The following is a 25383-nucleotide window of genomic DNA, read 5'->3' as shown; positions in this document are numbered from 1 at the left end:
CCGCCATCAAGCGCCCACACTTATCGGCTGTAAATTTTTAAAGATCGCGTCGCTTAACCGCCAGCAGCACCAGAACACCTTCTCCTCTAGAACCGCCCGTCTTGCGTTGCTGCGTCAGCAGCAGAGAAACGAGATTATGCAGAACTTCTTGCATCGCGTCAACAGTTTTTTTAGCTTCGTTTTAACTTCACTCGCTAACAAACCGTTGCCGCCGGCGCCGCTTCAACGCCGCTCCTCAAAGGAGGAGGCGAATCATAGGTCAAACACACCGCCCGTGACAAGGGTGTGACGCACATTTTTTTTCGTTACCGGTGCGCCGCCGTCGCAATCGCCTGGAGCGGCACCGCGGCAGCCATCGCCGCGTAGCCTTCGTCGTTCGGGTGAATATGATCGCCGCTGTCGAGACGGCGCTGCAGCCGGTCCGGGTGTGCGGGGTCACGCAACGCGGCATCGAAATCGACCACGCCGTCGAAGGCACGGCTCGTCCGGATCCACTCGTTCACCGCGGTGCGAATCGCCTCGCGCGCCGGCGGCAGCGACGCCGGCGTCAGCGTCGCACCGTAGATGCGCACGCCGTCGCGGTGTGCACGCTCGATCAGGCGCCGGTAGCCGTCGGTCAGATCGCGCGCCGTCACCGAGGTATGCGGGAAATCGCAGTCGAGGCCTGTGCGCGGCGGCATCGAAGCGAAGTTGATGTCGTTGATTCCGATGAGCAAGATCACGGCGCCGACGCCCGCGTGACCGAGCGCGTCGCGGTCGAACCGCCGATCGAGCGCCTCCCCGTAGCAGGGCGAATCGCTGAGCAAGCGGTTGCCGCTGATGCCCAGATTGAGCACCGCCGTCTGCGTGGAGCCGGCTTGCGCGAGCCGGCGTGCGAACGCGTCGGGCCAGCGATGGTTCCGGTTCAAGCTCGAGCGCAAGCCGTCCGTGATCGAATCGCCGATTGCCGCGACCGCGGCCGCATTCGGCGCGCGAACGTCAATCCCGCTCACCCATGCCGATTCGGTGAACTTGCGCAAGAAGGCATTCGAGGTCGTATCCGCGGCATGATCCCCCTCCGTCGACACGTAATTGACCTGGTTCGCGACACGGTGCCATGCGGTCATCGTTTGGCGCGGCCCCGCCGTGAGGCTGATCGCATAGGGCTCGCCGGCCGTCAGATCGGCCTGAACCCAATCGCTGTCCACTTCGGCGCCAGGCTTCAGCGTGACCGAAGGCTTGCCGCCGAAGGTCATCCGCACCGCCGTGCCCGGCCGCGTCGCGGCGCCGCCGGCAGACTGAGCCAGCGCGACGTCGATCAGCGTCAGCGGCCCACGTCCATAGACGTTGCTGACACGAATGCGCACGCCGCGTCCGGAGACCGTCGGATAAACGATTTGCCTCACGGTGCGACCCGCGACATCGGGTGTCCGGTACAACGGCGGCGGATTCGCCATGTCGGGGATCGATTGTAGGGCGGTCGCCCACGCGGTCACCGAGCCGCTTGCGCTGCGCGCCGGAACGGCGGCTTGCGCCGGCCCGGCAACCGAGATCGAGGCGAGCAACGCCGCCGCCAGCGCGCCTAGCGCGCACGAAGTGAATCGAGGGTGCATGAGTGCGGGGATCGAACGAACTGAAGAAGCGGCGATTGTGCCTGACGAGCGCCCCGCCGATAAGAGCTGGATCCCGGACCCGACCGGGTGGCATCCGGGTCCAATCCGCCGGGCCTCGGTCATTTCTATCGGGCCCCAATTGGAATTTATCTGGAGCGCTTAATCACCGCGCCGGCGCGGTGGAATTTCTCGAGATCGTCCGTCCGCCCCGAACCGGCCGTCCAGAGGCCCTCCGCCCCGATCCGCGCCACGCGTTTTCCTGCAATTTGCTTTCGTCGGTTTTAATCATCGAGCCCTCACTGCCGATAACGCACTTCCTAGTGTTGGAGATCACAGTGAAAGCGCTCACCTGTCTTCTTATCGTCGCCGCCCTGTCCGGGTGCGCGCAAATGCAAGCCATGCGATCGAACGACGACCCGCAAAAGGCTGCGGCCGCGCAGGGGCCGGCCAAGCTCGTCGACATTGCGATCCCCGCCGACGCGCTCGGCGCACGCGATCCGCATTTGACCGAAGTGCTCGTGAAAGTCGGAGCAGTCGCTTCCCGGCAGCCGCAGCCGACGCGGATCGTCATCGCGGCCCTCGCGCAAGACTTTCCTTATCTGAATCAGTCGGTCAAACGCGGCATTGCGCCCGCGCGTGCAAGCTCGGTCCGGATCGAGAACGTCACGGCCGGCAGCTGCCAACCCTACAGCGTGCAAGTCCTGCCCATCGAATAGCATCCGGAGACGTTCATGATTTCCCGTTCCGTTCTCGCGCTGATCGGCGCACTAGGACTCGGCTTGGCGGCCATACCGGCGGCTCATGCCGAAACGAGCGCGCTCGGCAATGCCGCCGCCCTGTCCGCAAAGACGGCGGCGGAAGGCGCAGGCCCCAACGAGCTTTTCCCGCCCCTGCCGTCGCTCGCTTCGCTGCCGCCGTCGGCCGCCGAGCAAGTCGAAGAAGCGGCGCCTGTTGTAAGCGGGCGCCGGCCCGGCAAGAAAGGGCGCCGCGTCGTCTGGCATCGGGCAGCGGCCGAGCCGAGCGTTCGGATGATCGTCAGCGATGAATCTCAGGCGTATTTGAACGAGGTCGATCGCAAACTCGACGACGCGCTGCGCAATACAGGGCACGAAGCCGGCACCGTCTCGGTCGCCCTGACCCGATAGCGCCCGCAACGCGCGCCACCCGTTGGAGCCTCTTGTCATGACCCCGTTCTTTTCTTTCTTCGGGCTTCGCTCGAGCGCCGCCTCGCTCGGCGTCGCCATGCTCGCCGCCGTTTGTCTCCTGGGCGCGGCCCGCGCCGCGCATGCCGCCGACGACAACTGCTTCGCCCGTGCGGGCGCCTATCAAGGCGTCAACCCAACGATCCTGCGGGCGATCGCCTGGTTCGAATCGAAAGGCAATCCCGACGCCGTTCACCGCAACGCGGACGGCAGCATCGACGTTGGCCAGGCCCAGATCAACTCCGTGCATTTCGCGGAACTGCGCCGGTACGGTGTGCCGCCCGGCGCGCTGAAGGACGCGTGTGTGAATACGTACGTGGCGGCCTGGATGCTCAAGCAGAAGATGATCCGCTACGGCAATACGTGGCACGCGATCGGCGCCTATCACTCGGAGACACCTTCACTACGCGACCAGTACGCACGCAGTATTCACAGCGTGCTCGTGTCATGGGGCGTGGCCCAATAGCGCCTAGCGGGCGGCCACGCCCGCCTCACCCGCGATGCTGCGTGATGATCTGGTACCCGGGTTCGGCATTCGCGCGCGCAGCACTCTCGGCTTCCTCATAGGAAAGGAAGTGCTCGGCTTCCTCGAACGACGGCGTCATACCGACGTCGCCGTCCTCGCCCGGGCAGAGATACTGCTCGCCGGTCTTCACGAAATAGACGGTCGACATGATCGTAATGCGGGAGATGGACGACCCGCGGGACAAAAGACGATGTCTTCAGTCTAGCAGCCGGTAGCCATGCCGCTACCCGCCCTTTTATCTCCCGTGCCCGCCTTCCCTCCTTCTTCATCTTGTCCTAAAAAAATTTATTGACCGACCGGTCGGTTGGCTTATACTCGCGTCAACATACCACTCCGCAACGAGATTGTCCCTATGTATACGCAATCCCTCGACATTCCGGGCAACGTCGCCGCGCTAGATTCGGGTGCGGCCGCACCCGAGCAAGACCGCTTCGATGCCGTCATGGCCGCCGACGGCAAAATCGAGCCGCAAGACTGGATGCCCGATGCCTACCGCAAGACGCTCGTGCGGCAAATCTCGCAGCACGCGCATTCGGAAATCGTCGGCATGCTGCCCGAAGGCAACTGGATCTCGCGCGCCCCGAGCCTCAAGCGCAAGGCCATCTTGCTTGCGAAGGTGCAGGACGAGGGCGGCCACGGGCTCTATCTCTACAGCGCCGCCGAAACGCTCGGCGTCTCGCGCGACGATCTCGTCGATGCCCTGCACAGCGGCCGCGCCAAGTATTCGAGCATCTTCAATTACCCGACGCCGACCTGGGCCGACGTCGGCGTGATCGGCTGGCTCGTCGACGGCGCCGCGATCATGAACCAAATTCCCCTTTGCCGCTGCACCTATGGCCCCTATGCGCGCGCCATGATTCGCGTCTGCAAGGAAGAGTCGTTCCATCAGCGCCAGGGCTTCGACGCGCTGGTCTCGATGATGAAAGGGACCGACGCGCAACGCGAACTCGTCCAGCAAGCCGTCGACCGCTGGTGGTGGCCCGTGCTGATGATGTTCGGCCCGAGCGACAAGGATTCGGTTCATAGCAGCCAGTCGGCGAAGTGGGGCATCAAGCGGATCTCGAACGACGATCTGCGCCAGAAGTTCGTCGATGCGACTGTCGAGCAGGCGAAGGTGCTCGGCGTGACGCTGCCCGACCCCGACCTCAAATGGAACGAAGCGCGCGGCCACAACGATTACGGCGCGATCGACTGGGAAGAATTCTGGCGCGTCGTGAACGGCGACGGCCCCTGCAACAAGGAGCGCCTCGCCACACGCGTGAAGGCCCACGAGGACGGCGCCTGGGTACGCGAGGCGGCCCTCGCCCATGCCGAGAAAGTCCGCGCCCGCGCGCAGCAAGCAGCGGCCTGATCGGCCAGCTTGCATCGCCCGCGGCGAATCGAGCAACCGGGCGCTCGTCAACTCGCCAATTTCAACTATTCGTCAGCATTGCCAAGCATTCAGGAGTGATTCATGAACAAGGAATGGCCGATCTGGGAAGTGTTCGTGCGCAGCAAGCAAGGCCTCGACCATAAGCACTGCGGCAGCTTGCATGCCGCCGATGCGTCGATGGCGCTGCGCATGGCCCGCGACGTCTACACGCGGCGCCAGGAAGGCGTCAGCATTTGGGTCGTGCCCGCCGCCGCGATCACGGCTTCCGATCCGAACGACAAGGCGGACCTGTTCGAGCCGGCCGGCGACAAGATCTATCGCCATCCGACGTTCTATACGCTGCCCGACGCAGTCAACCACATGTAAGAGTGTCATGACGACCACGCCCGAACATCTCTCCTTTGTGCTGCGTCTCGCGGACACCGCGCTGATCCTCGGTCAGCGCAATGCCGAGTGGTGCGGCCACGGTCCGGTGCTGGAAGAGGACATCGCGCTCGCGAACATGAGCCTCGACCTCATCGGCCAGGCCCGCCTGCTCTACTCGCACGCCGCGACGCTCGAACAAGCGTTGACCGGTGCGAGCAAGACCGAGGACGACTACGCCTACTTCCGCGCCGAGCGCGAGTTCGCGAACTACACGCTCGTGGAACTGCCGCACGCGGGGCCGCTTTCCGGGACCGCACGCGGCGATCGCGACTACGCAGTCACGATCGTGCGCAACTATCTCTACACGGCGTTGATGGCGCACATCTGGACGGCGCTGGAAGGCTCGAAGGACGCTCAGCTCGCGGCGATCGCATCGAAATCGATCAAGGAAACGCGCTACCAGCTGGAGCACGCGCGCGATTGGTTCGTCCGGCTGGGCGACGGCACCGACGAATCGCATCGGCGGGCACAAGCCGCCCTCGATTTCCTGATGCCCTATACGCGCGAGTGCTTCGCGCCCGATCCGCTCGAAGATGCGGTCGCGGCGTCGGGCATCGGCGTGCGCGCCGCCGATTTCGAATCGGCTTGGCTGCACGAGGTACAAGCCGCGGCCGATGAGGCCACGCTGGCGCTGCCCGCGCCGGTTGCGCACGTGACGACGGGCAAGCACGGCGAGCACTCCGAACATATGGGTTTCTTGCTCGCGGAAATGCAAAGCCTCGCCCGCCAGCATCCGGGCGCGACTTGGTGATACGGCGATTCGATCAGCACTCGCTTCCGACAACCGCCGACGCCGTCGGCCTCAGGTCCGCGACATGTTAAGCACACCTCACCTTGCGCAAAGCGGCACCGCGCCCATGGCAGCGAACGACGACGCGCTCGAGCGCGCGTGGTCGGTGCTCGAGTCGGTGCCCGACCCGGAGATCCCGGTCGTATCGATTCGAGAACTCGGCATCTTGCGCGGCGTCGAGCGAGCCGCGGACGGCGCGCTCGAAGTCGTGATCACGCCGACCTACTCGGGGTGCCCGGCGATGGGGCACATCGCGGAGGACATCGCGCACGCGCTTGAACAAGCAGGCTTGACGCCGCATCGGATCAAAACGGTACTGGCGCCGGCGTGGACCACCGATTGGATCACGGCCGAGGCGCGCGAAAAGCTGCGCGCCTACGGCATCGCGCCGCCCGGCGGCAATTGTGCGAGTGCAGGCACGTCCGCTCGTGCGGGCGAGCAAACGATCCGCTTCGCGCCGCGCCCTAGCGCGCCGCCGGCCTGCCCGAACTGCGGCTCGGCGCACACGGAGCGTTTGTCCCAATTCGGATCCACGGCCTGCAAAGCGCTTTATCGCTGCCTCGACTGCCGCGAACCGTTCGACTACTTCAAACCTTACTGAAGACCCTGAAGAATATGGCGACCCCGCAATTTCATTCGCTGCGCATCCGCGAGGTGCGGCCCGAAACCGCCGACTCGGTTTCCGTTTCGTTCGAAGTGCCGCCCGAACTGCGCGATGAATATCGCTTCACGCAAGGGCAATTCGTTACGTTGAAGGCGCACGTCGACGGCGAGGAGACGAGACGATCCTATTCGATCTGCGTCGGCGTGACCGACTACGATCGCGACGGCGAGCTGCGCATCGGCATCAAGCGCGTGCGCGGCGGCCGCTTCTCGAACTTCGCGTTCGACACGCTGCAAGCCGGCCACTCGGTCGAGGTCATGACGCCCGACGGCCGCTTCTTCACGCATCTGAACGCGGAGCAAGGCAAGCGCTACGTCGCCTTCTCCGGCGGCTCGGGCATCACGCCCGTCCTCGCCATCATCAAGACGACGCTCGACATCGAGCCGCGCAGCAGTTTCACGCTGATCTACGGCAATCGCAGCGTCGACGCGATCATGTTCGCCGAGGAACTCGAGGATCTGAAGAACCGCTACATGAACCGCTTCGTCCTGTACAACGTGCTGTCCGACGACATGCAGGACGTCGATCTGTTCAACGGCGTCCTCGATCAAGCGAAGTGCGCCGCGTTCCTCGAAACCTTGATTCCGGCCGATTCGATCGACGAAGCCTTCATCTGCGGCCCGGGCCCGATGATGGATGCGGCGGAGGCGGCGCTCAAAACGGCCGGCGTGGCCGATGCGAACGTCCACGTCGAACGCTTCGGCACGCCGCTGCCGCAAGCGGGCGCCCCCGTCGTCGAGATCACCGAGCAAACGCCGTCCGCCGAACTCGAAATCGTCATCGACGGCAATCGCCGCAAGATGCGGCTGCCGTACGAAGGCGCGAGCCTGCTCGATGTCGGCCTGCATGCGGGCTTGGCGCTGCCGTACGCCTGCAAGGGCGGCGTGTGCTGCACGTGCCGGGCGAAAGTGCTCGAAGGCGAGGTGAAGATGGACAAGAACTACACGCTGGAAGAACAGGAGATCCGCGACGGCTTCGTGTTGACGTGCCAATGCCACCCCGTCAGCGAGCGAGTGGTCGTGAGCTACGACGAACGCTGATCGGTGCCGCGTTTCGCTTAAACTAGCGCCGCAGCGGCCAATGCGCGCGGCGCGCCGGACAAGCGAAGTTTTCCCTTGTCCGGCGCGCGAAAGCGACGATCACGACTCCAACGATTGCTCGCGCCCCGGCCGGCCGATAACGACGAAGACATCATGGCCCGTACCCGAGCACCCGACCACGACACCCAGCGCGAGCAGATTCTCGAACTCGCCGCCACCTCCTTCGCGCAATCCAGCTATCCGAGCACGTCGATGGCCGATCTCGCCGCGGCCAGCGGGACCTCGAAAGCCCGCCTCTATCACTACTACGAAAGCAAGGAAGCGATCCTGTTCGATCTGCTCGACCGCTACACGAAGCGGCTCATGCTGATCATCGCCGAGGTCGAAGGCTCGAGCCAACGGCGCGGACTGAGCGAGCGCGACACGTTCGCCGAGCTCGTGCGCGCGTTTCTGGCGGAGTACGAAACCTCGCACAGCCGGCACGTGGCGCTGCTCAACGACGTGAAGTATTTGGTCGAAACGCAGCGCGAGGTGATTCTCGATCGCCAGCGCGACATCGTCGCCGCGTTCGCGCGTCAACTGGCGCGCGCCTATCCCGATCGCGTGTCGAAAGAGAACCAGACGGCCGTGACGATGATGGTGTTCGGGATGATCAACTGGACCTTCACCTGGCTCAAGCCCGGCGGCAAGCTCGGCTATCGCGAATTCGCCGATCAGGTCATCGGCGTCTTGGAGAACGGGCTGACGACCTAGCGGCCGCGCAGCTCACCGATGGGTGACTTGAACGCTGCATTGCAACATGCGGCATTTCGTCATTTCATCGGTCGATTTGACGTGATGCGCATCTACAACAGCGGCATTCCCGCAGATAATCAGTAAGTTAGGCCGGATTCAGGCCGTAATAGAGGCTCCCCTCACATTTCGATACGGGTTTTCCCTAAATGGAGAATGCGGATCGGGTAAAATTCGTATTGCGCCGCACCACGGGCGCATGACGAAAAGGAGGAACCCACGATGAACCAGCAACAATCCACTCGCGCCCGCGCATCGATCGAGCAGCACGAGCGCGCCTCGCAGGCGGCCCATCGTGCCCCCGTACTCGTGCGCGAACTGACGGCCGGCGACCGCGAGCAACTGCTCGCCCACTTTCTCGCGCTCGGCGAGGACGATCGCCTGCTGCGCTTTGGCCAAGCTGCGCCCAACCATGTGATCGAGAACTACGTCCGGTCGATCGACTTCGCGCGCGACACCGTGTTCGGCGTCTACGATCATCGGCTCGACCTCGTCGGGGTCGGTCATCTAGCCTATCTGCCGGCCGACGGCGACCTGCGTACGGCCGAGTTCGGCGTGTCGGTGCTCGAAAGTTCGCGCGGCATCGGCGTCGGCTCGCAGCTGTTCGAGCGTGCCGCCATTCGCAGCCGCAACACGCGCGTCACCACGCTCTATATGTACTGTCTTTCGCGCAACACGACGATGATGCACATCGCCAAGAAGGCCGGCATGAGGATCGAGTACGCGTACGGCAGCGCCGATGCGTACCTGACGCTGCAGCCCGCCGATCAAGCGAGCATCCTCACCGAAATGCTGCAGGACCAAGCCGCGGCTTTCGACTATGCGATCAAGCGTCAGGCGCGCAACACAGCGCGCATCATCGAAGCGATGATGCCGGCCGAAGACGAGGCCGAGGCCGACGCGCTCGCCTGAACCGTTTCCTTTTCCCCCTCGCGCGCCGTTCTCCCCTGTACGGCGCGCGCGACGAGGCGGCTCCAAGCCGCCTCGTCTCTTTTGTGCGGTCCGAATCGCGAACGGGCCGGCTTGCCCGATCGGAGAATCAGAGAATCGGCAATGCCGTCGTCTCCTTGAACGATTCGAGCGCAAAGCTCGTTTTGACGTCGACGACGGACGGGTGGTGCAGCAGCTGATCCTGCACGAAGCGCGAAAAGTGGACCATGTCCTTCACCTGCACACGCAGCAGGTAATCCATCTCCCCCGTCATCGCATGGCAGGCGACGACCTCCGGCCACGCTTGCACCGCGGCACGAAACAGCTCGGCATGGGTCGTCCCCGCGTGGCCGGTGGCGCCGCCGCGCTTTTCCAAGCGCACGTTGACGTAGGCAAGCAGCCCGAGGCCCAGCTTTTGCGGATCGAGCAGCGCCACGTAGCCGCGGATGACACCGGCCTCCTCGAGCCGCCGGATGCGCCGTAGACAGGGGCTCGGCGAGAGATTCACGCGCTCGGCGATGTCCTGGTTCGACGCACGTCCGTTCTCCTGAAGAAACGCGAGGATACGTCTGTCGACTGCATCGAGTTCGATATCGGCCATTTTCTCACTCCCCTCGATTCGCATGAGACATAAAATTGCGCAATCGTAGTGCCTGGCGATGAACATCGCAAATATTTGCCTAAACACCGGCTATACACTTGCGTCTATCGATCTAGGAGACAGGTATGCAAGTTCAAACGTGGGACAACCCCGTCGGCACCGACGGCTTCGAATTCATCGAGTACACGGCCCCCGATCCCAAGGCGCTCGGCAAGCTGTTCGAGCAGATGGGCTTCACGGCAATCGCCCGCCACCGTCATAAGGACGTGACGCTCTACCGTCAGGGCGACATCAACTTCATCGTCAACGGCGAACCCGATTCGTTCGCGCAGCGCTTCACGCGGCTGCACGGCCCGTCGATCTGCGCGATCGCCTTCCGCGTGCAAGATGCCGCGAAGGCCTACAAGCACGCACTCGAACTCGGGGCCTGGGGCTTCGACAACAAGACGGGGCCGATGGAGCTGAACATCCCGGCCATCAAGGGTATCGGCGATTCGCTGATCTATTTCGTCGACCGTTGGCGCGGCAAGAACGGCGCGCAGCCGGGAAGCGTCGGCGACATCGACATCTACGACGTCGACTTCGAACCCATCCCCGGCGCCGATCCGCATCCGGTCGGCAACGGCCTCACCTACATCGACCATCTGACGCACAACGTCCACCGCGGCCGCATGCAGGAATGGGCGGCGTTCTACGAGCGGCTGTTCAATTTCCGCGAGATCCGCTACTTCGACATCGAAGGCAAGGTGACGGGCGTGAAGTCGAAGGCGATGACCTCGCCCTGCGGCAAGATCCGCATTCCGATCAACGAGGAAGGCTCAGAAACAGCCGGTCAGATTCAGGAATATCTCGACGCCTATCACGGCGAAGGGATCCAGCACATCGCGCTGGGCTCGGGCGACATCTATCACACCGTGGATGGCTTGCGCACGTCGGGCATCAAGCTGCTCGACACGATCGACACCTACTACGAACTCGTCGACCGCCGCATTCCGGGACACACGGAGCCGCTCGATGAACTGAAGAAGCGCAAGATTCTGATCGACGGCGAGAAAGACGATCTGCTGCTGCAGATCTTCACCGAGAACCAGATCGGGCCGATCTTCTTCGAGATCATCCAGCGCAAGGGCAACCAGGGTTTCGGGGAGGGCAACTTCAAGGCGCTGTTCGAATCGATCGAACTCGATCAGATCCGACGCGGGGTGGTGCAGGACAAGGCTTGAACAAGGCTTGAACTAGAGGCGGAATCGGCAAGCGGCCCGATGGGCCGCCTTGGACTGATTCGCTACGATGCGCGCGTTGAAGGTGCGCTGAAGGCCGAGCGCGCGCAGCGCCGATTACATCAACGAGAACGGTTCGACGCTCGCTTCGTCGAACCCGTCCTGATGCTTCTTGGCCGACGACGCTTCGATCGTCGACGCGTGCTTGCGGCTAGCCTTGGCGATCGAAGTGCGCCGTGCCGGGGCGTCGCCCATCGACAAGGCCCAGAGTTCGGCCGGTGCGGCGCCGATGCCTGCCTTGGCGATCGTGCGGGAGACCGCCGCCGAGACCACGCCGGCTTGTGCTTGGCGCACGGGCAGGCTCATCGCGAAAAATGCGGCGGAAACCATCAAAAAGGTTTGAACGTGTCGCTTTTCCATCTGTACTCCTTTTATTCATGGCGCGCGAACGCGCCTCACGCTCCCGGAAACACCGGCGTGGTGCCGGGCAGCGCGCCCGCCGTTTCGAGCAGGTCGACAAATTAGACCAAATCGATCCCGTCCATTCCAGACTTAAAACAAGACGTTACGGCGGTTACAGACGGATACCTCCGTATTACCGGCTCCGTTTCAGGCTTGCCACTGCTTTATCGCGCGAATTTTCCGAGATCACCCCTGCCGGGAAAGTCTTACTGGATAAGCGATGGCACCATTTTTGACGGCTGCGGAGGGTTTCCACCAGTGCTAACATCGGCGAAAAACCGTCAATATGGCGGCCCGGCCGAAGCATCCACAAGATGCCGACGCTGAGACGTTTTGGTGATCCCAAACAGGGTTGAGGAGTCAATACAATGAATGCCCCGCTGGACGCAGGTCAGCGAGTCTCGCTCGAAGCTGCGCTATCTCAAGTCACGCTCGACGACAAATACACGCTCGAACGCGGCCGCGCTTACATGAGCGGTATTCAGGCGCTGGTGCGCCTGCCCATGCTGCAGCATGCGCGCGATCAAGCCGCCGGGCTCAATACGGCCGGGTTCATCTCCGGCTATCGCGGCTCCCCCCTCGGCGGCCTCGATCTCGCCCTCTGGAAAGCGAAAAAGCATCTCGCCTCGAATCAAGTCGTGTTTCAACCCGGGATCAATGAAGATCTCGCCGCGACGGCCGTTTGGGGCACGCAGCAAGTCAATCTCTATCCGGGCGCCAAGTACGACGGCGTCTTCTCGATGTGGTACGGCAAGGGCCCCGGCGTCGACCGCTCGGGCGATGTGCTCAAGCACGGCAATTCGGCCGGCTCGTCGCAGCACGGCGGCGTGCTCGTGCTCGCCGGCGACGACCACGCCTGCAAGTCCTCCACGCTCGCGCACCAGTCCGAACACATCTTCAAGGCCTGCGGCCTGCCCGTGCTGTTTCCGTCGAACGTCCAGGAATACCTCGACTTCGGCCTGCACGGCTGGGCGATGAGCCGCTACTCGGGCCTGTGGGTCGCGATGAAGTGCGTGACCGACGTCGTCGAATCGTCGGCCTCCGTCGACATCGATCCGCATCGCACGGAAATCATCCTGCCGGGCGATTTCACCATGCCCGACGGCGGCTTGAACATCCGCTGGCCCGATCCGCCGCTCGTTCAAGAAGCGCGCTTGCTCGACTACAAGTGGTACGCGGCGCTCGCTTACGTGCGCGCGAATAAGCTCGACCGCGTCGAGATCGATTCGCCCCATGCGCGCTTCGGCATCATGACGGGCGGCAAGGCGTACTTGGACGTGCGTCAGGCGCTGGTCGACCTGGGCCTCGACGACGAAACCTGCTCGCGCATCGGCATCCGCCTTTATAAGGTCGGCTGCGTCTGGCCGCTCGAAGCGCAAGGCGCGCAAGCGTTCGCCCGTGGGCTCGACGAGATTCTCGTGGTCGAGGAGAAGCGCCAGATTCTCGAATACGCGATCAAGGAAGAGCTGTACAACTGGCCCGACGCACAGCGGCCGCGCGTGTTCGGCAAGTTCGACGAGAAGGACGGCGCCGGCGGCGAATGGTCGGTACCAATGGGCAACTGGCTGCTGCCCGCGCATTACGAACTCTCGCCGGCGCTGATCGCGAAGGCGATCGCGACGCGGCTCGAAAAATTCGAGCTGCCGTCCGACGTGCGGGAGCGCATCGCGGCCCGCCTCGCCGTCATCGACGCGAAGGAAAAAGCGCTGGCGATGCCGCGCGTCACCGCCGAGCGCAAGCCATGGTTCTGCTCGGGCTGTCCGCACAATACCTCGACGAACGTGCCCGACGGCTCGCGCGCGATGGCCGGCATCGGCTGTCACTACATGACGGTCTGGATGGACCGCAGCACGAGCACGTTCAGCCAGATGGGCGGCGAAGGCGTCGCCTGGACGGGCCAGGCGCCGTTCACGAACGAAAAGCACGTGTTCGCGAACCTCGGCGACGGCACCTATTTCCACTCGGGCCTGCTCGCGATTCGCGCGGCCATCGCGGCCAAGGCGAACATCACCTACAAGATCCTCTACAACGACGCGGTCGCCATGACGGGCGGCCAGCCCGTCGACGGTGTGCTGACCGTGCCGCAGATCACGCATCAGCTCGCCGCCGAAGGCGCGAAGAAGCTCGTCATCGTCACCGACGAGCCGCAGAAATACAGCGGCACGACGCTGCTCGCCCCGGGCGTGACGATCCATCATCGCGACGAGCTCGACGCCGTGCAGCGCGACCTGCGGGAGATCGAGGGCACGACGATCCTCATCTACGACCAGACCTGCGCGACCGAGAAACGGCGCCGCCGCAAGAAGGGCGAGTTCCCCGATCCGGCGCGTCGTGTCGTGATCAACGAGGCCGTCTGCGAAGGCTGCGGCGATTGCTCGGTGCAGTCGAACTGCCTGTCCGTGGAGCCGCTCGAAACCGAGCTGGGCACCAAGCGCCAGATCAATCAATCGAGCTGCAACAAGGATTTCTCGTGCCTGAAGGGCTTTTGCCCGAGCTTCGTGACCGTCGAAGGCGGCCAGCTGCGTAAGCCGAAGCCAGCCGGCGCGAAGGCGAGCGGCGATCTGCCGACGGTGCCCGAACCGACGCTGCCCGACATCGCCCGCCCCTACGGCGTGCTCGTCACGGGCGTGGGCGGCACCGGCGTCGTGACGATCGGCGCGCTGCTCGGCATGGCCGCGCACCTCGAGCAAAAGGGCGTGACCGTGCTCGACGTGACGGGCCTCGCGCAGAAGGGCGGCGCCGTGATGAGCCACGTGCAGATCGCCAACGCGCCGACCGACATCCATGCGACGCGCATTGCAATGGGCGAAGCGAATCTCGTGATCGGCTGCGACGCGATCGTCACGGCTGGCGACGAATGCACGTCGCGGATGAAGTTCGGCCAGACGCGCGTCGTCGTCAACAGTTCGAAGACGCCGACCGCCGAGTTCATCAAGAACCCGAACTGGACGTTCCCGGGCACGAGCACGGAGCAAGACGTGCGCGCCGCGGCCGGCGAGCATGTCGATATCGTCGACGCAAACCGCTTTGCTTTGGCGCTGCTCGGCGACGCGATCTTCACGAACCCGTTCGTGCTCGGTTATGCATGGCAACACGGATGGCTGCCGCTTCAATATCGCTCGCTCGTACGCGCGATCGAACTGAACGGCGTGCAAGTCGAGAAGAACCTCGCGGCGTTCGAATGGGGCCGCCGCGCCGCGCACGATCTCGCCAGCGTCGAACGTGCGGCCAAGCCCGCCGCCGCGGCGCACGATGCGGGCGCGACCGTCATCTCGCTGCATACGAAGAAGTCGGTCGATTCACTGATCGCCAAGCGCGTCGAGATGTTGACGGCCTATCAGGATGCGGCTTACGCCAAGCGCTATGAAACACTCGTCGCGCAGGTGCGGGCGGCCGAGCGCGCACTCGTCGAAGGTACGGCTGTCAGCGAACCGCTCACGGAAGCCGTCGCACGCAACTTGTACAAGCTGATGGCGTACAAGGACGAGTACGAAGTGGCGCGCCTGCAAACGGATCCGGCGTTCCTCGCGAAGCTGCGCGACCAGTTCGAAGGCGACTGGAAGCTGAAGTACCATCTCGCGCCGCCGCTGTTGGCGAAGAAGGATGCGAACGGCCATCTCGTGAAGAAGCAGTACGGTCCGTGGATGCTGTCCGCGTTCAAGCTGCTGGCGAAGATGAAGTTCCTGCGCGGCTCCGCGCTCGACCTGTTCGGCAAGACCGAGGAGCGCCGCACGGAGCGCGCGCTGATCGGCGAGTACGAAGGGCTCGTGCGCGAATTGGTGGCGGGCGTGAAGGCCGACAACCTGCCGCTCGCGGTCGAACTCGCGAACCTGCCGGACGGCATTCGCGGCTACGGCCACGTGAAGGAAAACAACCTGAAGGGCGTGCGCGTGAAGTGGAGCGATCTGCTGGCGAAGTGGCGCGCGGGAAGCGGCGCGACGCGGCACGCGGCGTAAGCGCCGGCGTCGAGTCCGAGCGGCGCTGCTTAAGCGCCGTGCTGCTCGGGCGCTCAAGCTAATGCGTTAAAAAAGGCGGCTGCCCCGTAAGGACAGCCGCCTTTTTATATGGCGTTCGCCGCAGGCCGGCGCTGATGCGACGCGTGTTGCACACGCGCCGCCTTCCGCTTCGGCCCGCTGCCTGGACGCGCTTACTCCACGCGTGCGTTCGCCGCGGCCACGGCCGTCATGTTGATGATGCGTCGCACCGTCGCGGCCGGCGTCAAGATGTGCACGGGCTTGTCGGCGCCCAGCAGGAACGGCCCCACCGTCACGCCTTCGCCGCCGACCATCTTCAGCAGGTTGTACGTGATGTTCGCCGCCTCGACGTTCGGCATCAACAGCAGGTTCGCCTCGCCCGTGAGCGTCGTGCCCGGGAACGCCTGCTTGCGAATGACTTCCGACAGCGCGGCGTCGCCGTGCATTTCACCGTCGACTTCCAACTGAGGCGCACGCTCGGCGATCATCTTGCGCGCCGCGGCCATCCGCTGCGACGACGCCGACGGCGCACTGCCGAAGTTCGAGTTCGACAGCAGCGCGATCTTCGGCGTGATGCCGAAACGCTCGATCTCGCGCGCAGCCAGAATCGCCATGTCGGCCAGCTGTTCGGCGCTCGGCACTTCGTTCACGTACGTATCGCAGATGAACAGGTTGCGGCCCGGCAGCATCAAGAGGTTCATCGCCGCGTAATGCTCGGCCTGCGGCGCGCGGCCGAGCACCTGCTCGACGAATTTCAAATGGCTGTGGTACGTGTCGATCATGCCGCAGATCATGCCGTCGGCATGGCCCAGGCGAATCAGGATCGCGCCGATCAGCGTGTTGAACTTGCGCATCGCCGCCTTCGCGATCTCGGGCGTCACGCCGTCGCGCGCACCGATCTCCTGGTAAAGCTGCCAGCTCTGCGTGAAGCGCGGATCGTCCTCGGGATCGACGATGTCGAAATCGGTGCCCACCTTCAGCTTCGAGCCCATTTTCTTCAGACGCATCTCGACGACGGCCGGACGCCCGACGATGATCGGCTTGGCGATCTTCTCCATCAGCACGAACTGCGCGGCACGCAGCACGCGCTCGTCCTCGCCCTCGGCGAACACGATGCGCGCGGCCTTTTGCTTCGCAGCCGCGAACACGGGACGCATGACCATGCCCGTGCGGTAGACCGTGGTGCCAAGTTGTTCGCGATAGGCGTCCATGTCTTGGATCGGACGCGTCGCGACGCCCGAATCCATCGCCGCTTGGGCGACGGCCGGCGCGATCTTGATGATCAGGCGCGGATCGAAAGGCTTCGGAATCAGATACTCGGGACCGAATTCGAGCGAGTGGCCTTCATAGGCCTTCGCCACTTCGTCGCCCTGATCGGTTTCCTCGGCCAGTTCGGCGATCGCGCGCACGCAGGCGAGCTTCATCTCTTCCGTGATCGTCGTCGCGCCGACGTCGAGTGCGCCGCGGAAGATGAACGGGAAGCACAGGACGTTGTTGACCTGGTTCGGATAGTCGGAGCGGCCCGTCGCGATGATCGCGTCCGGCCGCGCGGCCTTCGCGTCTTCAGGGCGAATCTCGGGTTCCGGATTGGCCAGCGCGAGGATCAGCGGGTTGTCGCCCATGGTCTTGACCATCTCGGGCTTGAGCACGCCGGCGCTCGAGCAGCCGAGGAAGACGTCGGCCGACTTGATTGCGTCGGCGAGCGTGCGTGCCTCGGTGGAGGCGGCATAGCGCGCCTTCGACGGATCGAGATTGCCGCGGCCTTCGTAGATGACGCCCTTCGAATCGGCCACGAGCACGTTCTGCTTCGACAGGCCGAGCTTGACGAGCAAATCGAGGCAGGCAATGGCGGCCGCACCGGCGCCCGAACACACGAGCTTGACCTTCGACAGATCCTTGCCGACAACCTTCAGGCCGTTCAGGATGGCGGCCGAGGCGATGATCGCGGTGCCGTGCTGATCGTCGTGGAAAACGGGGATCTTCATGCGCTCGCGCAGCTTCTGCTCGATGTAGAAGCACTCGGGCGCCTTGATGTCCTCGAGGTTGATGCCGCCGAGCGTCGGCTCGAGCATGGCGATCGCCTCGACGAGCTTGTCGGGATCGGATTCCGACAGTTCGATGTCGAAGACGTCGATGCCGGCGAACTTCTTGAAGAGGCAGCCCTTGCCTTCCATGACCGGCTTGGCGGCGAGCGGGCCGATGTTGCCGAGGCCCAGCACCGCGGTGCCGTTCGTCACGACGCCGACGAGATTGCCGCGCGACGTGTACTTCTGCGCGTCGAGCGGATCGGCGTGGATCGCTTCGCATGCGGCGGCAACGCCCGGGGAGTAGGCCAGCGAGAGGTCGAGCTGGTTCGACAGCGGCTTCGTGGGCGTGACCGAAATCTTGCCGGGCCTGGGATTCTGATGGTATGCGAGGGCGCTTTGCTTCAGTTGTTCGTCCATGATTTTGCCTGCGAGACGTAATTGAATTTGGGCCGGCACGCTCGCGCCGGGACGGCACCGGGAAGTCGACGAGGTAGCGACTGCGGCAACCGCATGCGCCGTGTGGGCGCGGCGCCGGCCTACGGGGGTAGCGTAGACGGCGCGAGAGCGTTTCGCGGGGCGCCTAGTGTACACCCCCTAATGCTTGTTTCCAGGGGCCGCGGTTCGGAAGTCGGGTAAAATGCCCGCCTACGCGCGCAGGAAACACGCCTGCGCCCTCGGGCGAACCCGCCCGCCGCCTCACGCTTTTCATCCAAGGATTCGCCCATGACAGGCTTCGATCGTCAAACGATCTCCGATACGACCGCCAAGATTCTGCTCGAAGTGCAGGCGGTGCACTTCAACGCCGAGAAGCCGTTCATCTTCACGTCCGGCTGGGCGAGCCCCGTCTACATCGACTGCCGCAAGCTCATTTCCTACCCGCGCGTGCGCCGCGCCCTCATGGAAATGGCGGAAACGACGATCCTGCGCGACGTCGGCTACGAGCAGATCGATGCCGTCGCCGGCGGCGAAACGGCCGGCATCCCGTTCGCGGCATGGATCGCCGACCGCATGATGCTGCCGATGCAATACGTGCGGAAGAAGCCGAAGGGTTTCGGCCGCAACGCACAAATCGAAGGTCATCTGGTGGAAGGCTCGCGTGTGCTGCTCGTCGAGGATCTGACGACGGACAGCCGCAGCAAGATCAACTTCGTCAACGCGCTGCGCACGGCCGGTGCGAAGGTCAACGACTGCTTCGTGCTGTTCCACTACAACATCTTCAAGGAAAGCGTTTCGGTCCTGAAAGACATCGACGTCGATCTGCACGCGCTCGCAACTTGGTGGGACGTGCTGCGCGTGGCGAAGGCATCGGGCTACTTCGATACGAAAACGCTCGACGAAGTCGAGAAGTTCCTGAACGCGCCGGCCGAGTGGTCGGCCGCGCACGGCGGCGCGACGGCGACGCCGCAGTAAGTACCTGCGTTGGAGGTAGGCAGCCGATCTGATCTGTCTTGGCAGTCAGCCTCCGCCTCGGCTTTAGGCGCCTATCTTTGATATAGACGCCGCTATTGGATGCAACGCGCGCGGGCGACATACCCGCGCGCGCCTCTGTTCCGAGCGTAACCCGCCAGTCTTCCCCTGCTAGGCGGCCCCGTGGTGGGTCCCCGTCCTAGGCGGCCCCGTCCTAGGCGGCCCCGTCGTAAGTCATTTCCCGATAGGCCAACCCCGGATGGGCCAGCCCATTCGCGCGCGCATATTCGATCAGTTCGGCGTCGCAAGCGACACCGAGCTTGCGCAACGCCGATACCTTGTGCGAACTGACGGTCTTGACGCTGCGATTGAGCCGCAAGCCGATTTCGCTGACGCTCATTCCCGCCGCGAACAGCCGCACCACTTCGAGCTCGCGCGGCGATAGCGCGAGCGAGCCGGCTGCCCGGCCGTTTCGCGCGCCGGCGCAATCGAGCGCGGCGCGCAGCGAGGGGCTGACATAGCGCCTGCCGCGCATCGCGTGACGCACGGCAAGCCCGATATGCGCGAGATCGTCACCCTTGCCTACAACGCCCGAGGCACCCGCTTCGAACAGGCGCCGCAGCAGCGCAGCGTTGCCGAGCATCGTCAGAATAACGATACGCAGCATCGGAAAATGCCGCCGTAGATAGCCGATCAGCGCCAAACCGTCGCCGTAGCGGCCGCCGGGCATCGACAGATCGGTGACGACGACGTCGGCCGGCGCTTGCCGCAGCGTCTCGACGAGCTCGGTCGACTGCCGCGCTTGAGCCAAGAGCGCGAGGTCGTCGAAAGGCTCGAGCGCATGGCGCACGCCGAGCAGGATGACGGGGTGGTCGTCGGCGACGACGACTCGAGTGCGGCGCATGACAGGCGCACCGCAAACAGGGGAAGGCGAGGCGGAGGGGTTCATAAGACCGATATCGATGAGGGAGGGCGATGTTAGACTGGCTGGCACGTTGCGGCGCAATGCCGGCAAATAATCAGCCGCAACGAAGTCTCTCCGGGAGAAATCGGCTCATGCGTCCCTATCGCGAAGTCGTCGGATCGGTGTTCCTCAGGCGGTGGTTCAAGGGCACGGCGGCCGGCATCGCCTCCCCTTTCATCGCCTCCGTCCTCGCCGCATGCCTGGCCACGAACGCCGGTTCGGCCGCCGCGCAGGGCGCATTTTCGGTCACGAGCAGCGATCTGCGCGACGGCGGATCCTTCGGCAACGCCCAGGTGTACGACCAAAACGACTGCAAGGGGGCGAACGCCTCGCCGCAGCTGTCATGGCGCAATGCCCCCGCGGGCACGAAGAGCTTCGCCGTCACGATCTTCGATACGGACGCACCCGGCCCGGGCTGGTGGCACTGGGCCGTCGCTCAGATTCCGCCCAGCGTGAAAACGCTGCCGTCGAACGCCAGCGCGTCCGGGTATCTGAAAAAGATCGGCGCAATCGAGGCCCGCAACGACTGGGGCGACGTCGGCTATGGCGGCCCCTGCCCGCCCCCGGGCAAGCCGCACCGCTACATCGTGACGGTCTTCGCCCTGAACACGATGGACTTGCGGCTCGGTCCGGCCCGCCACGCGCAGATGTTCGACCACGAAATCAACACGAGCGTGCTCGCGAAGGCGGAACTCACCGCCACGTACGGGCGCTGAGCCGGCCCGAGACCGGTCCGAGCAGCGCCGCTCCGAGCGATGTCGATCCGAACGCCCTGACGCGCACGGACACGATTTCTCCGCCCTCCCTTGAGCCGGCGTGCGCCGGCAACGTGCCGCGTTGCACCGAATATTCACAGCAATTCCGGTGAACAACCCTTAAAATCGTGTTTTTGGCGCCGCAGCAAAAGGCACGGCGCTCTCACCGGCCACATAGCGAGATCGAAATGAGCACGAAAGTATTTGTCGACGGACAGGAAGGCACGACGGGCCTGAAGATTTTCGAATACCTGTCGGGCCGGGCCGACGTCGAAGTGCTCCGTATCGAGGAAGCGAAGCGCAAGGATCTCGACGAGCGCCGCCGGCTCATCAACGCGTCCGACGTGACGTTCCTGTGCTTGCCCGATGTCGCCTCGCGCGAATCGGCCGGCCTCGTCGACAACGGCAAGACGGTGCTGATCGACGCGAGCACCGCGTTTCGCACGCACGCCGATTGGGCTTACGGCCTGCCCGAACTCGCGCGCGGCCAGCGCGAGCGGCTACGCACGGCCAAGCGCATCGCCGTGCCGGGCTGCCACGCTTCGGCCTTCGTGCTCGCGATGCGGCCGCTCGTCGATGCCGGCATCGTCGCGCCCGATTTCTCCGCGCACAGCCACTCGATCACCGGGTACAGCGGCGGCGGCAAGAAAATGATCGCCGATTACGAAGCCGGCGAGCCGAACCCGAAGCTGCTCAGCCCACGCGCCTATGCGCTCGCGCTCGGTCACAAGCACCTGCCCGAAATGGCCGCGCATACGGGCCTCGCCTCCGCGCCGATCTTCACGCCGATCGTCGGGCCGTTCTACAAGGGGCTGGCCGTCACGACCTACTTCACGCCCGGCCAGCTCGCCAAGCGCGTCGGTCCGCGCGACGTGCAGGCGGTGTTCGCCGAGTACTATGCCGGTGAAGCATTCGTGCGCGTGGCGCCGTTCGATGCCGAGGACAACCTCGATGCGGGCTTCTTCGATGTCCAAGCGAACAACGACACGAACCGCGTCGACTTGTTCGTCTTCGGCAACGAGGAGCGCTTCGTCACGGTGGCGCGGCTCGACAATCTCGGCAAGGGCGCATCGGGCGCGGCCATTCAATGTATGAATCTCGCCGTCGGGGCCGACGAGCAAGCGGGACTGCAGCGTTGATAAGCACTGCCCTCTAAAGCGAATGCAAGATGAAAGCCGGCTGCGTGCCGGCTTTCTCTTTGGCACATGTGGAGTTGACTGTTGATCGATGGGACAGGGCTGCGTCCTCCCTTGCCGGCATGCGCGAGGTCAATTTCGGCAAGGAAGAGATACGAGATTCGGCCGGCCATACGTCTGATTTTTTGGTTCCTAAAAGCAGCCCATCTTCTAACCAGGGCAGAATCGAACGATTCTCAATCGTTTGACGCGCGTATCGCATCGCGCTACACTTCATCCATGATAGTCAGCTTTCGTCACAAGGGACTGGAAGCCCTGTACCGTACCGGGTCATTACGCGGTGTGCAGGCAGCACACGTGTCCAAACTGAACCGCATCTTGGCCGCGCTTGACGCGGCCGCTGCGCCAGAAGAACTAAACCACCCCGGCTACAAGCTTCACCCGCTCAAGGGCGAGTTGAAGGGCTATTGGTCAATATGGGTCAATGGCAACTGGCGCGTGACGTTCCGATTCATCGGTACCGACACGGAACTGGTTGACTACCAGGACTACCATTAAGGAAGACGTCATGATGAAGCACCATCCGCATCCCGGTGAGATCTTGCGCGAGGATGTGCTTGTTCCGCTCGGTATCGAAGTTACCGATGCCGCCCAACGACTCGGGATGTCTCGCACGTCGCTCTCGCGCGTCATCAATGGACATGCCGGCATTAGCCCAGACCTTGCCGTTCGGTTGGAACGCGCCGGTGTCAGCACGGCTCGGTTTTGGATGACGTTGCAGGCGAATTTCGAGCTTAGCTTGGCAGAGCAACGCGATCAGCCCAAGGTTATGCCGCTTCAAAACGTTGCTGCCCACGGCTGACAGTACGCCAAAGAACCTCGTCCGGCGAGGCAAACATGGCGTAATGCCCAGATCAACGAGAGATAGACAAGCAACTGCTTGCTAAGTGCGTAACGGCGAACGCATGCGTAGCATTTAATACGTGGCAGAAATACTGAGCACCGCTAAACTTCGCCTCTCGCAGCCGAGGTCCTACATTTTTTCTGCGCTCCGGATCACAGCAGCAAAATCCAGTGAAAAACCCGACGCAGCGCGAGATGAATACACTTGAGCTTCACGAATTGAGGCGATAAGAGTAAATTCTTTCTCTGTTCGGTGCCAACGGAGCACCGCGTTACGCCCCGAGCGCAGGAGCTCGCTCAAAGTCGGTCTCGTCTCGATCGCAAGCCGATCAATGTCATTACGAGCAACGACGGTGGCGGGCGCCGAATTGGTACTGAAAATTTCAGCAGTCACCAAGCTCGCCGCTCTGCATACGCCGTTGCACTGCGTCTCCTTCGCAGCGATAGCTATGCGAGCCCCTCTAGCCGACGACGACGGCACATTGCGACGGTGGATCGACGCAGCGACGGTCGACCCGTTACCCGAGGTGCGGTATGCACTAGTCGACCGTGACGAGTAACGCGATGCGTTGCCATAGGGGCGAGCGCCGTAGCCGCGAGGGTCACATCGACCGCCCAAATTCAGACGGGCACTCGTTTCTGACCGACTGAATGCTCACCGCGGGGATCTATGTCGCTTCTTCGCACGACTTCCTCGCGTATCAACCTCATGCCCTTCTCATTATCGTTGAGCCAACCGGCCAAATACGGGCAACAGCTACCTTAATCATACTATCAATAGCCGTACATCCCATCACTATTGACCGAGCCGACGCGTCGCAAGCCGCGTGCAGGCTCGCGCCAAACACCGCTTTGCGTGCGCCCGCTTGAAACGCTCTTTTTGTTTCAATATCGCGCCAATCCCCTTTTCCCATCTTGTTTTCATCGCAATACCGTTTGTTTGAATCGAGCTTTTTAGACGGCTTTGTCAATTGACATCGATAAATTGCGCGACGAAATTATCCAGCATAACTAGATGGATCAGGGAGAAGAACGGCACGCTCGATGCCGTTCCGGCGAACGCGGCACAAAGGCCGCCGACGCTCGATGGCCGGTCACACGCCGGCATGGTGCCGCATGTCCGCGCGCCGCCTTCTGCCTCCCGATCGATCGTTTCGAATGCCGTGCGCGTGCTTCACGCTTTGTCCGTAGCAAGTCAGGCCAGGCAAGTTCGCGCGCAACGGAAATGGAGATGGACAGGAGGTGGACGATCGCCCGTAATCAGTTAGTACACCGAACTAAATGAAGCGGCAGCCGACAGGGAGCTGGCTGCCCGATAACGATAAAGCCAATGGAGGAACTCATGATCCGGAACGCCCTTTTAACGCTGGCGCTCGTTGCGCCTTTTCTGGCCGCGTGCGGCGGCGGCGGCGGTGGTAGCGGCAGCGGCGGAGCAGGAAGCAGCAGCGCTGCCGGCGGTAGCTCGACCGCGAGCGCCGATCGGCTTTGCCCCGCTTCGCTCGACTACGGCACGGTATTCACCGGGGGCGGCGGCGACGGCGAACTCGCCAAGATGCAGATCGACACGACGAAGATGACGTGGCAGGTGACCTACGTCGAATCGGCCATCCCGGCTGCGACGGGCACCGTGACGCCCTCTCGCGCCGGCACGACGCAAAGCGGAACGCTCGCGCCCGAGACGCTGCTGCCGACGCAGAAACAGAACGAATGCGCGTTCTATCTGCAAGGCGCGAGCCTCGATCCCAGCAAGCCCGCCCGCATCTTCGTCGGCGAGGGCGTGCTCGGCGGGACGATCCCCGGCAAGGAAATCCAATACAGCGGCGTCCTCGGTTTCGGCGCGGTCCCCGACAAGACGTTCCCGTACTTCCCGTTCATCGGCTTCTCGTCGCTCGAGACGAACCTCGCCAACGTCGCGGGCACCTACAACCAGATCGGCTATCACATCATCCCCTCGCAGAACTACGCGACCGTGCCGGTGGACGCGACGATCGCGATCAATGCGGACGGCACCTGGAGCGAGACCGACAACGTCGGCCAGAACGCGGGCAAGACCCAGCAGGCGGGGACCAACTGGGTCCAGTCGAGCGACGGTAGCGGCGCGTTCGAGAGCGAGAACTTCCAAAGCCAAGCGAAAGCGACGAACGCGGTCACGCCGGCCGGCAAGGGATTCATGATCGTGGGCAAGCTGCGCAATCAGCTCGTACCGATCCTGATCCGCACGGGATACGCGAACCCCTCGACGCTCCAAGCCGACGACGAATCGGGCATTTCGATCCTCGCGCCGCAAACGCCGATCGCCGTCGACACGCAAGACGGCCAATACATCGGCGTGGACAGCGAGTTCAACTATCGCGCGACCGCGCTCGAAGGGACCGAAGCCACGATGCTCGATCCGTACCAGGCGTCCAATGCCTCGCTCGCGACGCCGCTCAACCTGAGCTTCGCGAACGCGGTGCCGGGCGTGGTGACGTCCGCGGTGGCAGGCGCGTCGTCGACGGCGGCCACCGGCAAGCTGGTCTTCACGGGCGGCGTGTTCGGCTACCTCTACAACGAGAATTCGTCGCCGTATTTCACGATCAACGCATTCGTCCAGTAGCCGC

27 protein-coding genes are annotated in these 25383 nt (G+C 63.7%); 20 read left to right on the top strand and 7 right to left on the bottom strand.

Annotation, left to right across the window (positions count from 1 at the left end):
- Nucleotides 1–289 (top strand): hypothetical protein (locus tag DWV00_RS34355; RefSeq protein ID WP_220274691.1); only part of this gene is annotated, 289 nt, incomplete at its 5' end.
- Between the two features lie 16 nt (nucleotides 290–305).
- On the opposite strand, the gene DWV00_RS13220 is transcribed toward DWV00_RS34355, so the two are convergent.
- On the bottom strand, nucleotides 306–1592 hold the full coding sequence (locus tag DWV00_RS13220; RefSeq protein ID WP_115534038.1) for an SGNH/GDSL hydrolase family protein: 1287 nt from the start codon (nucleotides 1590–1592) through the stop codon (nucleotides 306–308).
- 335 nt (nucleotides 1593–1927) lie between these two features.
- On the opposite strand from DWV00_RS13220, the gene DWV00_RS13215 reads away from it, so the two are divergent.
- The 3 genes from DWV00_RS13215 (at nucleotide 1928) to DWV00_RS13205 (ending at nucleotide 3260) form a co-directional block, all read left to right on the top strand.
- The gene (locus DWV00_RS13215; RefSeq protein WP_245964864.1) at nucleotides 1928–2308 is read left to right on the top strand and encodes a hypothetical protein; all 381 of its coding nucleotides are present in this window, start codon (nucleotides 1928–1930) and stop codon (nucleotides 2306–2308) included.
- Nucleotides 2309–2323: 15 nt separating this feature from the next.
- Nucleotides 2324–2737 (top strand): hypothetical protein, encoded by a 414-nt coding sequence (locus DWV00_RS13210; RefSeq protein ID WP_115534037.1) that lies wholly within the window; start codon nucleotides 2324–2326, stop codon nucleotides 2735–2737.
- A 97-nt stretch (nucleotides 2738–2834) separates the two neighbouring features.
- Nucleotides 2835–3260: a lytic transglycosylase domain-containing protein gene (locus tag DWV00_RS13205; RefSeq protein ID WP_245964879.1), complete on the top strand. Its 426-nt coding sequence runs from the start codon at nucleotides 2835–2837 to the stop codon at nucleotides 3258–3260.
- Nucleotides 3261–3285: 25 nt separating this feature from the next.
- On the opposite strand, the gene DWV00_RS13200 is transcribed toward DWV00_RS13205, so the two are convergent.
- Entirely contained in the window at nucleotides 3286–3468 is a 183-nt protein-coding gene (locus tag DWV00_RS13200; RefSeq protein WP_115534035.1) for a hypothetical protein, read from the bottom strand.
- A gap of 204 nt (nucleotides 3469–3672) precedes the next feature.
- Here DWV00_RS13200 and paaA point away from each other — a divergent pair, with 204 nt between their 5' ends.
- From paaA to DWV00_RS13165, 7 genes are all read left to right on the top strand, one after another.
- Entirely contained in the window at nucleotides 3673–4671 is a 999-nt protein-coding gene (paaA, locus tag DWV00_RS13195) for a 1,2-phenylacetyl-CoA epoxidase subunit PaaA (protein WP_115534034.1), read from the top strand.
- Between the two features lie 102 nt (nucleotides 4672–4773).
- Nucleotides 4774–5058, top strand: a complete 285-nt coding sequence (gene paaB, locus DWV00_RS13190) for a 1,2-phenylacetyl-CoA epoxidase subunit PaaB (protein ID WP_115534033.1) — start codon at nucleotides 4774–4776, stop codon at nucleotides 5056–5058.
- Between the two features lie 7 nt (nucleotides 5059–5065).
- Nucleotides 5066–5869: a 1,2-phenylacetyl-CoA epoxidase subunit PaaC gene (gene paaC, locus DWV00_RS13185; RefSeq protein WP_115534032.1), complete on the top strand. Its 804-nt coding sequence runs from the start codon at nucleotides 5066–5068 to the stop codon at nucleotides 5867–5869.
- A gap of 64 nt (nucleotides 5870–5933) precedes the next feature.
- A complete protein-coding gene (gene paaD, locus DWV00_RS13180) occupies nucleotides 5934–6509 on the top strand; it encodes a 1,2-phenylacetyl-CoA epoxidase subunit PaaD (protein WP_115534031.1) in 576 nt (191 codons plus the stop codon).
- Between the two features lie 14 nt (nucleotides 6510–6523).
- Nucleotides 6524–7612, top strand: a complete 1089-nt coding sequence (gene paaE / locus DWV00_RS13175) for a 1,2-phenylacetyl-CoA epoxidase subunit PaaE (protein ID WP_115534030.1) — start codon at nucleotides 6524–6526, stop codon at nucleotides 7610–7612.
- Between the two features lie 153 nt (nucleotides 7613–7765).
- A complete protein-coding gene (locus DWV00_RS13170) occupies nucleotides 7766–8365 on the top strand; it encodes a TetR/AcrR family transcriptional regulator (protein ID WP_115534310.1) in 600 nt (199 codons plus the stop codon).
- A 261-nt stretch (nucleotides 8366–8626) separates the two neighbouring features.
- A complete protein-coding gene (locus tag DWV00_RS13165) occupies nucleotides 8627–9316 on the top strand; it encodes a GNAT family N-acetyltransferase (protein WP_115534029.1) in 690 nt (229 codons plus the stop codon).
- Nucleotides 9317–9443: 127 nt separating this feature from the next.
- On the opposite strand, the gene DWV00_RS13160 is transcribed toward DWV00_RS13165, so the two are convergent.
- Nucleotides 9444–9935 carry an Lrp/AsnC family transcriptional regulator gene (locus DWV00_RS13160; RefSeq protein ID WP_115534028.1) on the bottom strand — a complete coding sequence of 164 codons (492 nt, stop codon included), beginning with the start codon at nucleotides 9933–9935 and terminating at the stop codon, nucleotides 9444–9446.
- Nucleotides 9936–10060: 125 nt separating this feature from the next.
- Between DWV00_RS13160 and hppD the strand changes: the two genes are divergently transcribed.
- Nucleotides 10061–11158, top strand: coding sequence for a 4-hydroxyphenylpyruvate dioxygenase (gene hppD, locus DWV00_RS13155; RefSeq protein WP_115534027.1), 1098 nt, complete (start codon nucleotides 10061–10063; stop codon nucleotides 11156–11158).
- A 114-nt stretch (nucleotides 11159–11272) separates the two neighbouring features.
- On the opposite strand, the gene DWV00_RS13150 is transcribed toward hppD, so the two are convergent.
- Nucleotides 11273–11575, bottom strand: a complete 303-nt coding sequence (locus DWV00_RS13150; RefSeq protein WP_245964863.1) for a hypothetical protein — start codon at nucleotides 11573–11575, stop codon at nucleotides 11273–11275.
- Between the two features lie 410 nt (nucleotides 11576–11985).
- On the opposite strand from DWV00_RS13150, the gene DWV00_RS13145 reads away from it, so the two are divergent.
- The gene (locus tag DWV00_RS13145) at nucleotides 11986–15573 is read left to right on the top strand and encodes an indolepyruvate ferredoxin oxidoreductase family protein (protein ID WP_115534026.1); all 3588 of its coding nucleotides are present in this window, start codon (nucleotides 11986–11988) and stop codon (nucleotides 15571–15573) included.
- Between the two features lie 191 nt (nucleotides 15574–15764).
- Here DWV00_RS13145 and DWV00_RS13140 read toward each other — a convergent pair whose 3' ends face one another.
- Nucleotides 15765–18035: an NADP-dependent malic enzyme gene (locus tag DWV00_RS13140; RefSeq protein WP_115534025.1), complete on the bottom strand. Its 2271-nt coding sequence runs from the start codon at nucleotides 18033–18035 to the stop codon at nucleotides 15765–15767.
- Between the two features lie 306 nt (nucleotides 18036–18341).
- Here DWV00_RS13140 and DWV00_RS13135 point away from each other — a divergent pair, with 306 nt between their 5' ends.
- Nucleotides 18342–19028, top strand: coding sequence for an orotate phosphoribosyltransferase (locus DWV00_RS13135; protein ID WP_115534024.1), 687 nt, complete (start codon nucleotides 18342–18344; stop codon nucleotides 19026–19028).
- 211 nt (nucleotides 19029–19239) lie between these two features.
- Here the strand turns inward: DWV00_RS13135 and DWV00_RS13130 are convergent, their stop codons facing one another.
- Complete coding sequence (locus tag DWV00_RS13130; protein ID WP_115534023.1) at nucleotides 19240–19929, bottom strand: response regulator; 690 nt, start codon at nucleotides 19927–19929, stop codon at nucleotides 19240–19242.
- Nucleotides 19930–20081: 152 nt separating this feature from the next.
- Here DWV00_RS13130 and DWV00_RS13125 point away from each other — a divergent pair, with 152 nt between their 5' ends.
- The 5 genes from DWV00_RS13125 to DWV00_RS13110 all read left to right on the top strand — a co-directional run bounded on the left by DWV00_RS13125 (nucleotide 20082) and on the right by DWV00_RS13110 (nucleotide 22742).
- On the top strand, nucleotides 20082–20705 hold the full coding sequence (locus tag DWV00_RS13125) for a YbhB/YbcL family Raf kinase inhibitor-like protein (protein WP_115534022.1): 624 nt from the start codon (nucleotides 20082–20084) through the stop codon (nucleotides 20703–20705).
- Between the two features lie 227 nt (nucleotides 20706–20932).
- A complete protein-coding gene (argC, locus tag DWV00_RS13120) occupies nucleotides 20933–21883 on the top strand; it encodes an N-acetyl-gamma-glutamyl-phosphate reductase (RefSeq protein ID WP_115534021.1) in 951 nt (316 codons plus the stop codon).
- 29 nt (nucleotides 21884–21912) lie between these two features.
- A complete protein-coding gene (locus tag DWV00_RS33655) occupies nucleotides 21913–22128 on the top strand; it encodes a hypothetical protein (protein ID WP_147297888.1) in 216 nt (71 codons plus the stop codon).
- Between the two features lie 31 nt (nucleotides 22129–22159).
- A complete protein-coding gene (locus tag DWV00_RS13115) occupies nucleotides 22160–22438 on the top strand; it encodes a type II toxin-antitoxin system RelE/ParE family toxin (RefSeq protein WP_115534020.1) in 279 nt (92 codons plus the stop codon).
- A gap of 13 nt (nucleotides 22439–22451) precedes the next feature.
- Nucleotides 22452–22742 (top strand): HigA family addiction module antitoxin, encoded by a 291-nt coding sequence (locus tag DWV00_RS13110; protein ID WP_425452762.1) that lies wholly within the window; start codon nucleotides 22452–22454, stop codon nucleotides 22740–22742.
- Between the two features lie 171 nt (nucleotides 22743–22913).
- Here DWV00_RS13110 and DWV00_RS33650 read toward each other — a convergent pair whose 3' ends face one another.
- Nucleotides 22914–23177 (bottom strand): hypothetical protein, encoded by a 264-nt coding sequence (locus DWV00_RS33650; RefSeq protein WP_147297887.1) that lies wholly within the window; start codon nucleotides 23175–23177, stop codon nucleotides 22914–22916.
- Nucleotides 23178–24125: 948 nt separating this feature from the next.
- Between DWV00_RS33650 and DWV00_RS13100 the strand changes: the two genes are divergently transcribed.
- Nucleotides 24126–25379 (top strand): DUF2957 domain-containing protein, encoded by a 1254-nt coding sequence (locus DWV00_RS13100; protein WP_115534309.1) that lies wholly within the window; start codon nucleotides 24126–24128, stop codon nucleotides 25377–25379.
- The last annotated feature ends 4 nt before the right edge of the window (nucleotides 25380–25383 follow it).

It is taken from the genome of Trinickia dinghuensis, assembly GCF_003367175.1.
GTDB lineage: Bacteria > Pseudomonadota > Gammaproteobacteria > Burkholderiales > Burkholderiaceae > Trinickia > Trinickia dinghuensis.
This window is presented reverse-complemented; position numbering and strand designations above follow the sequence as displayed.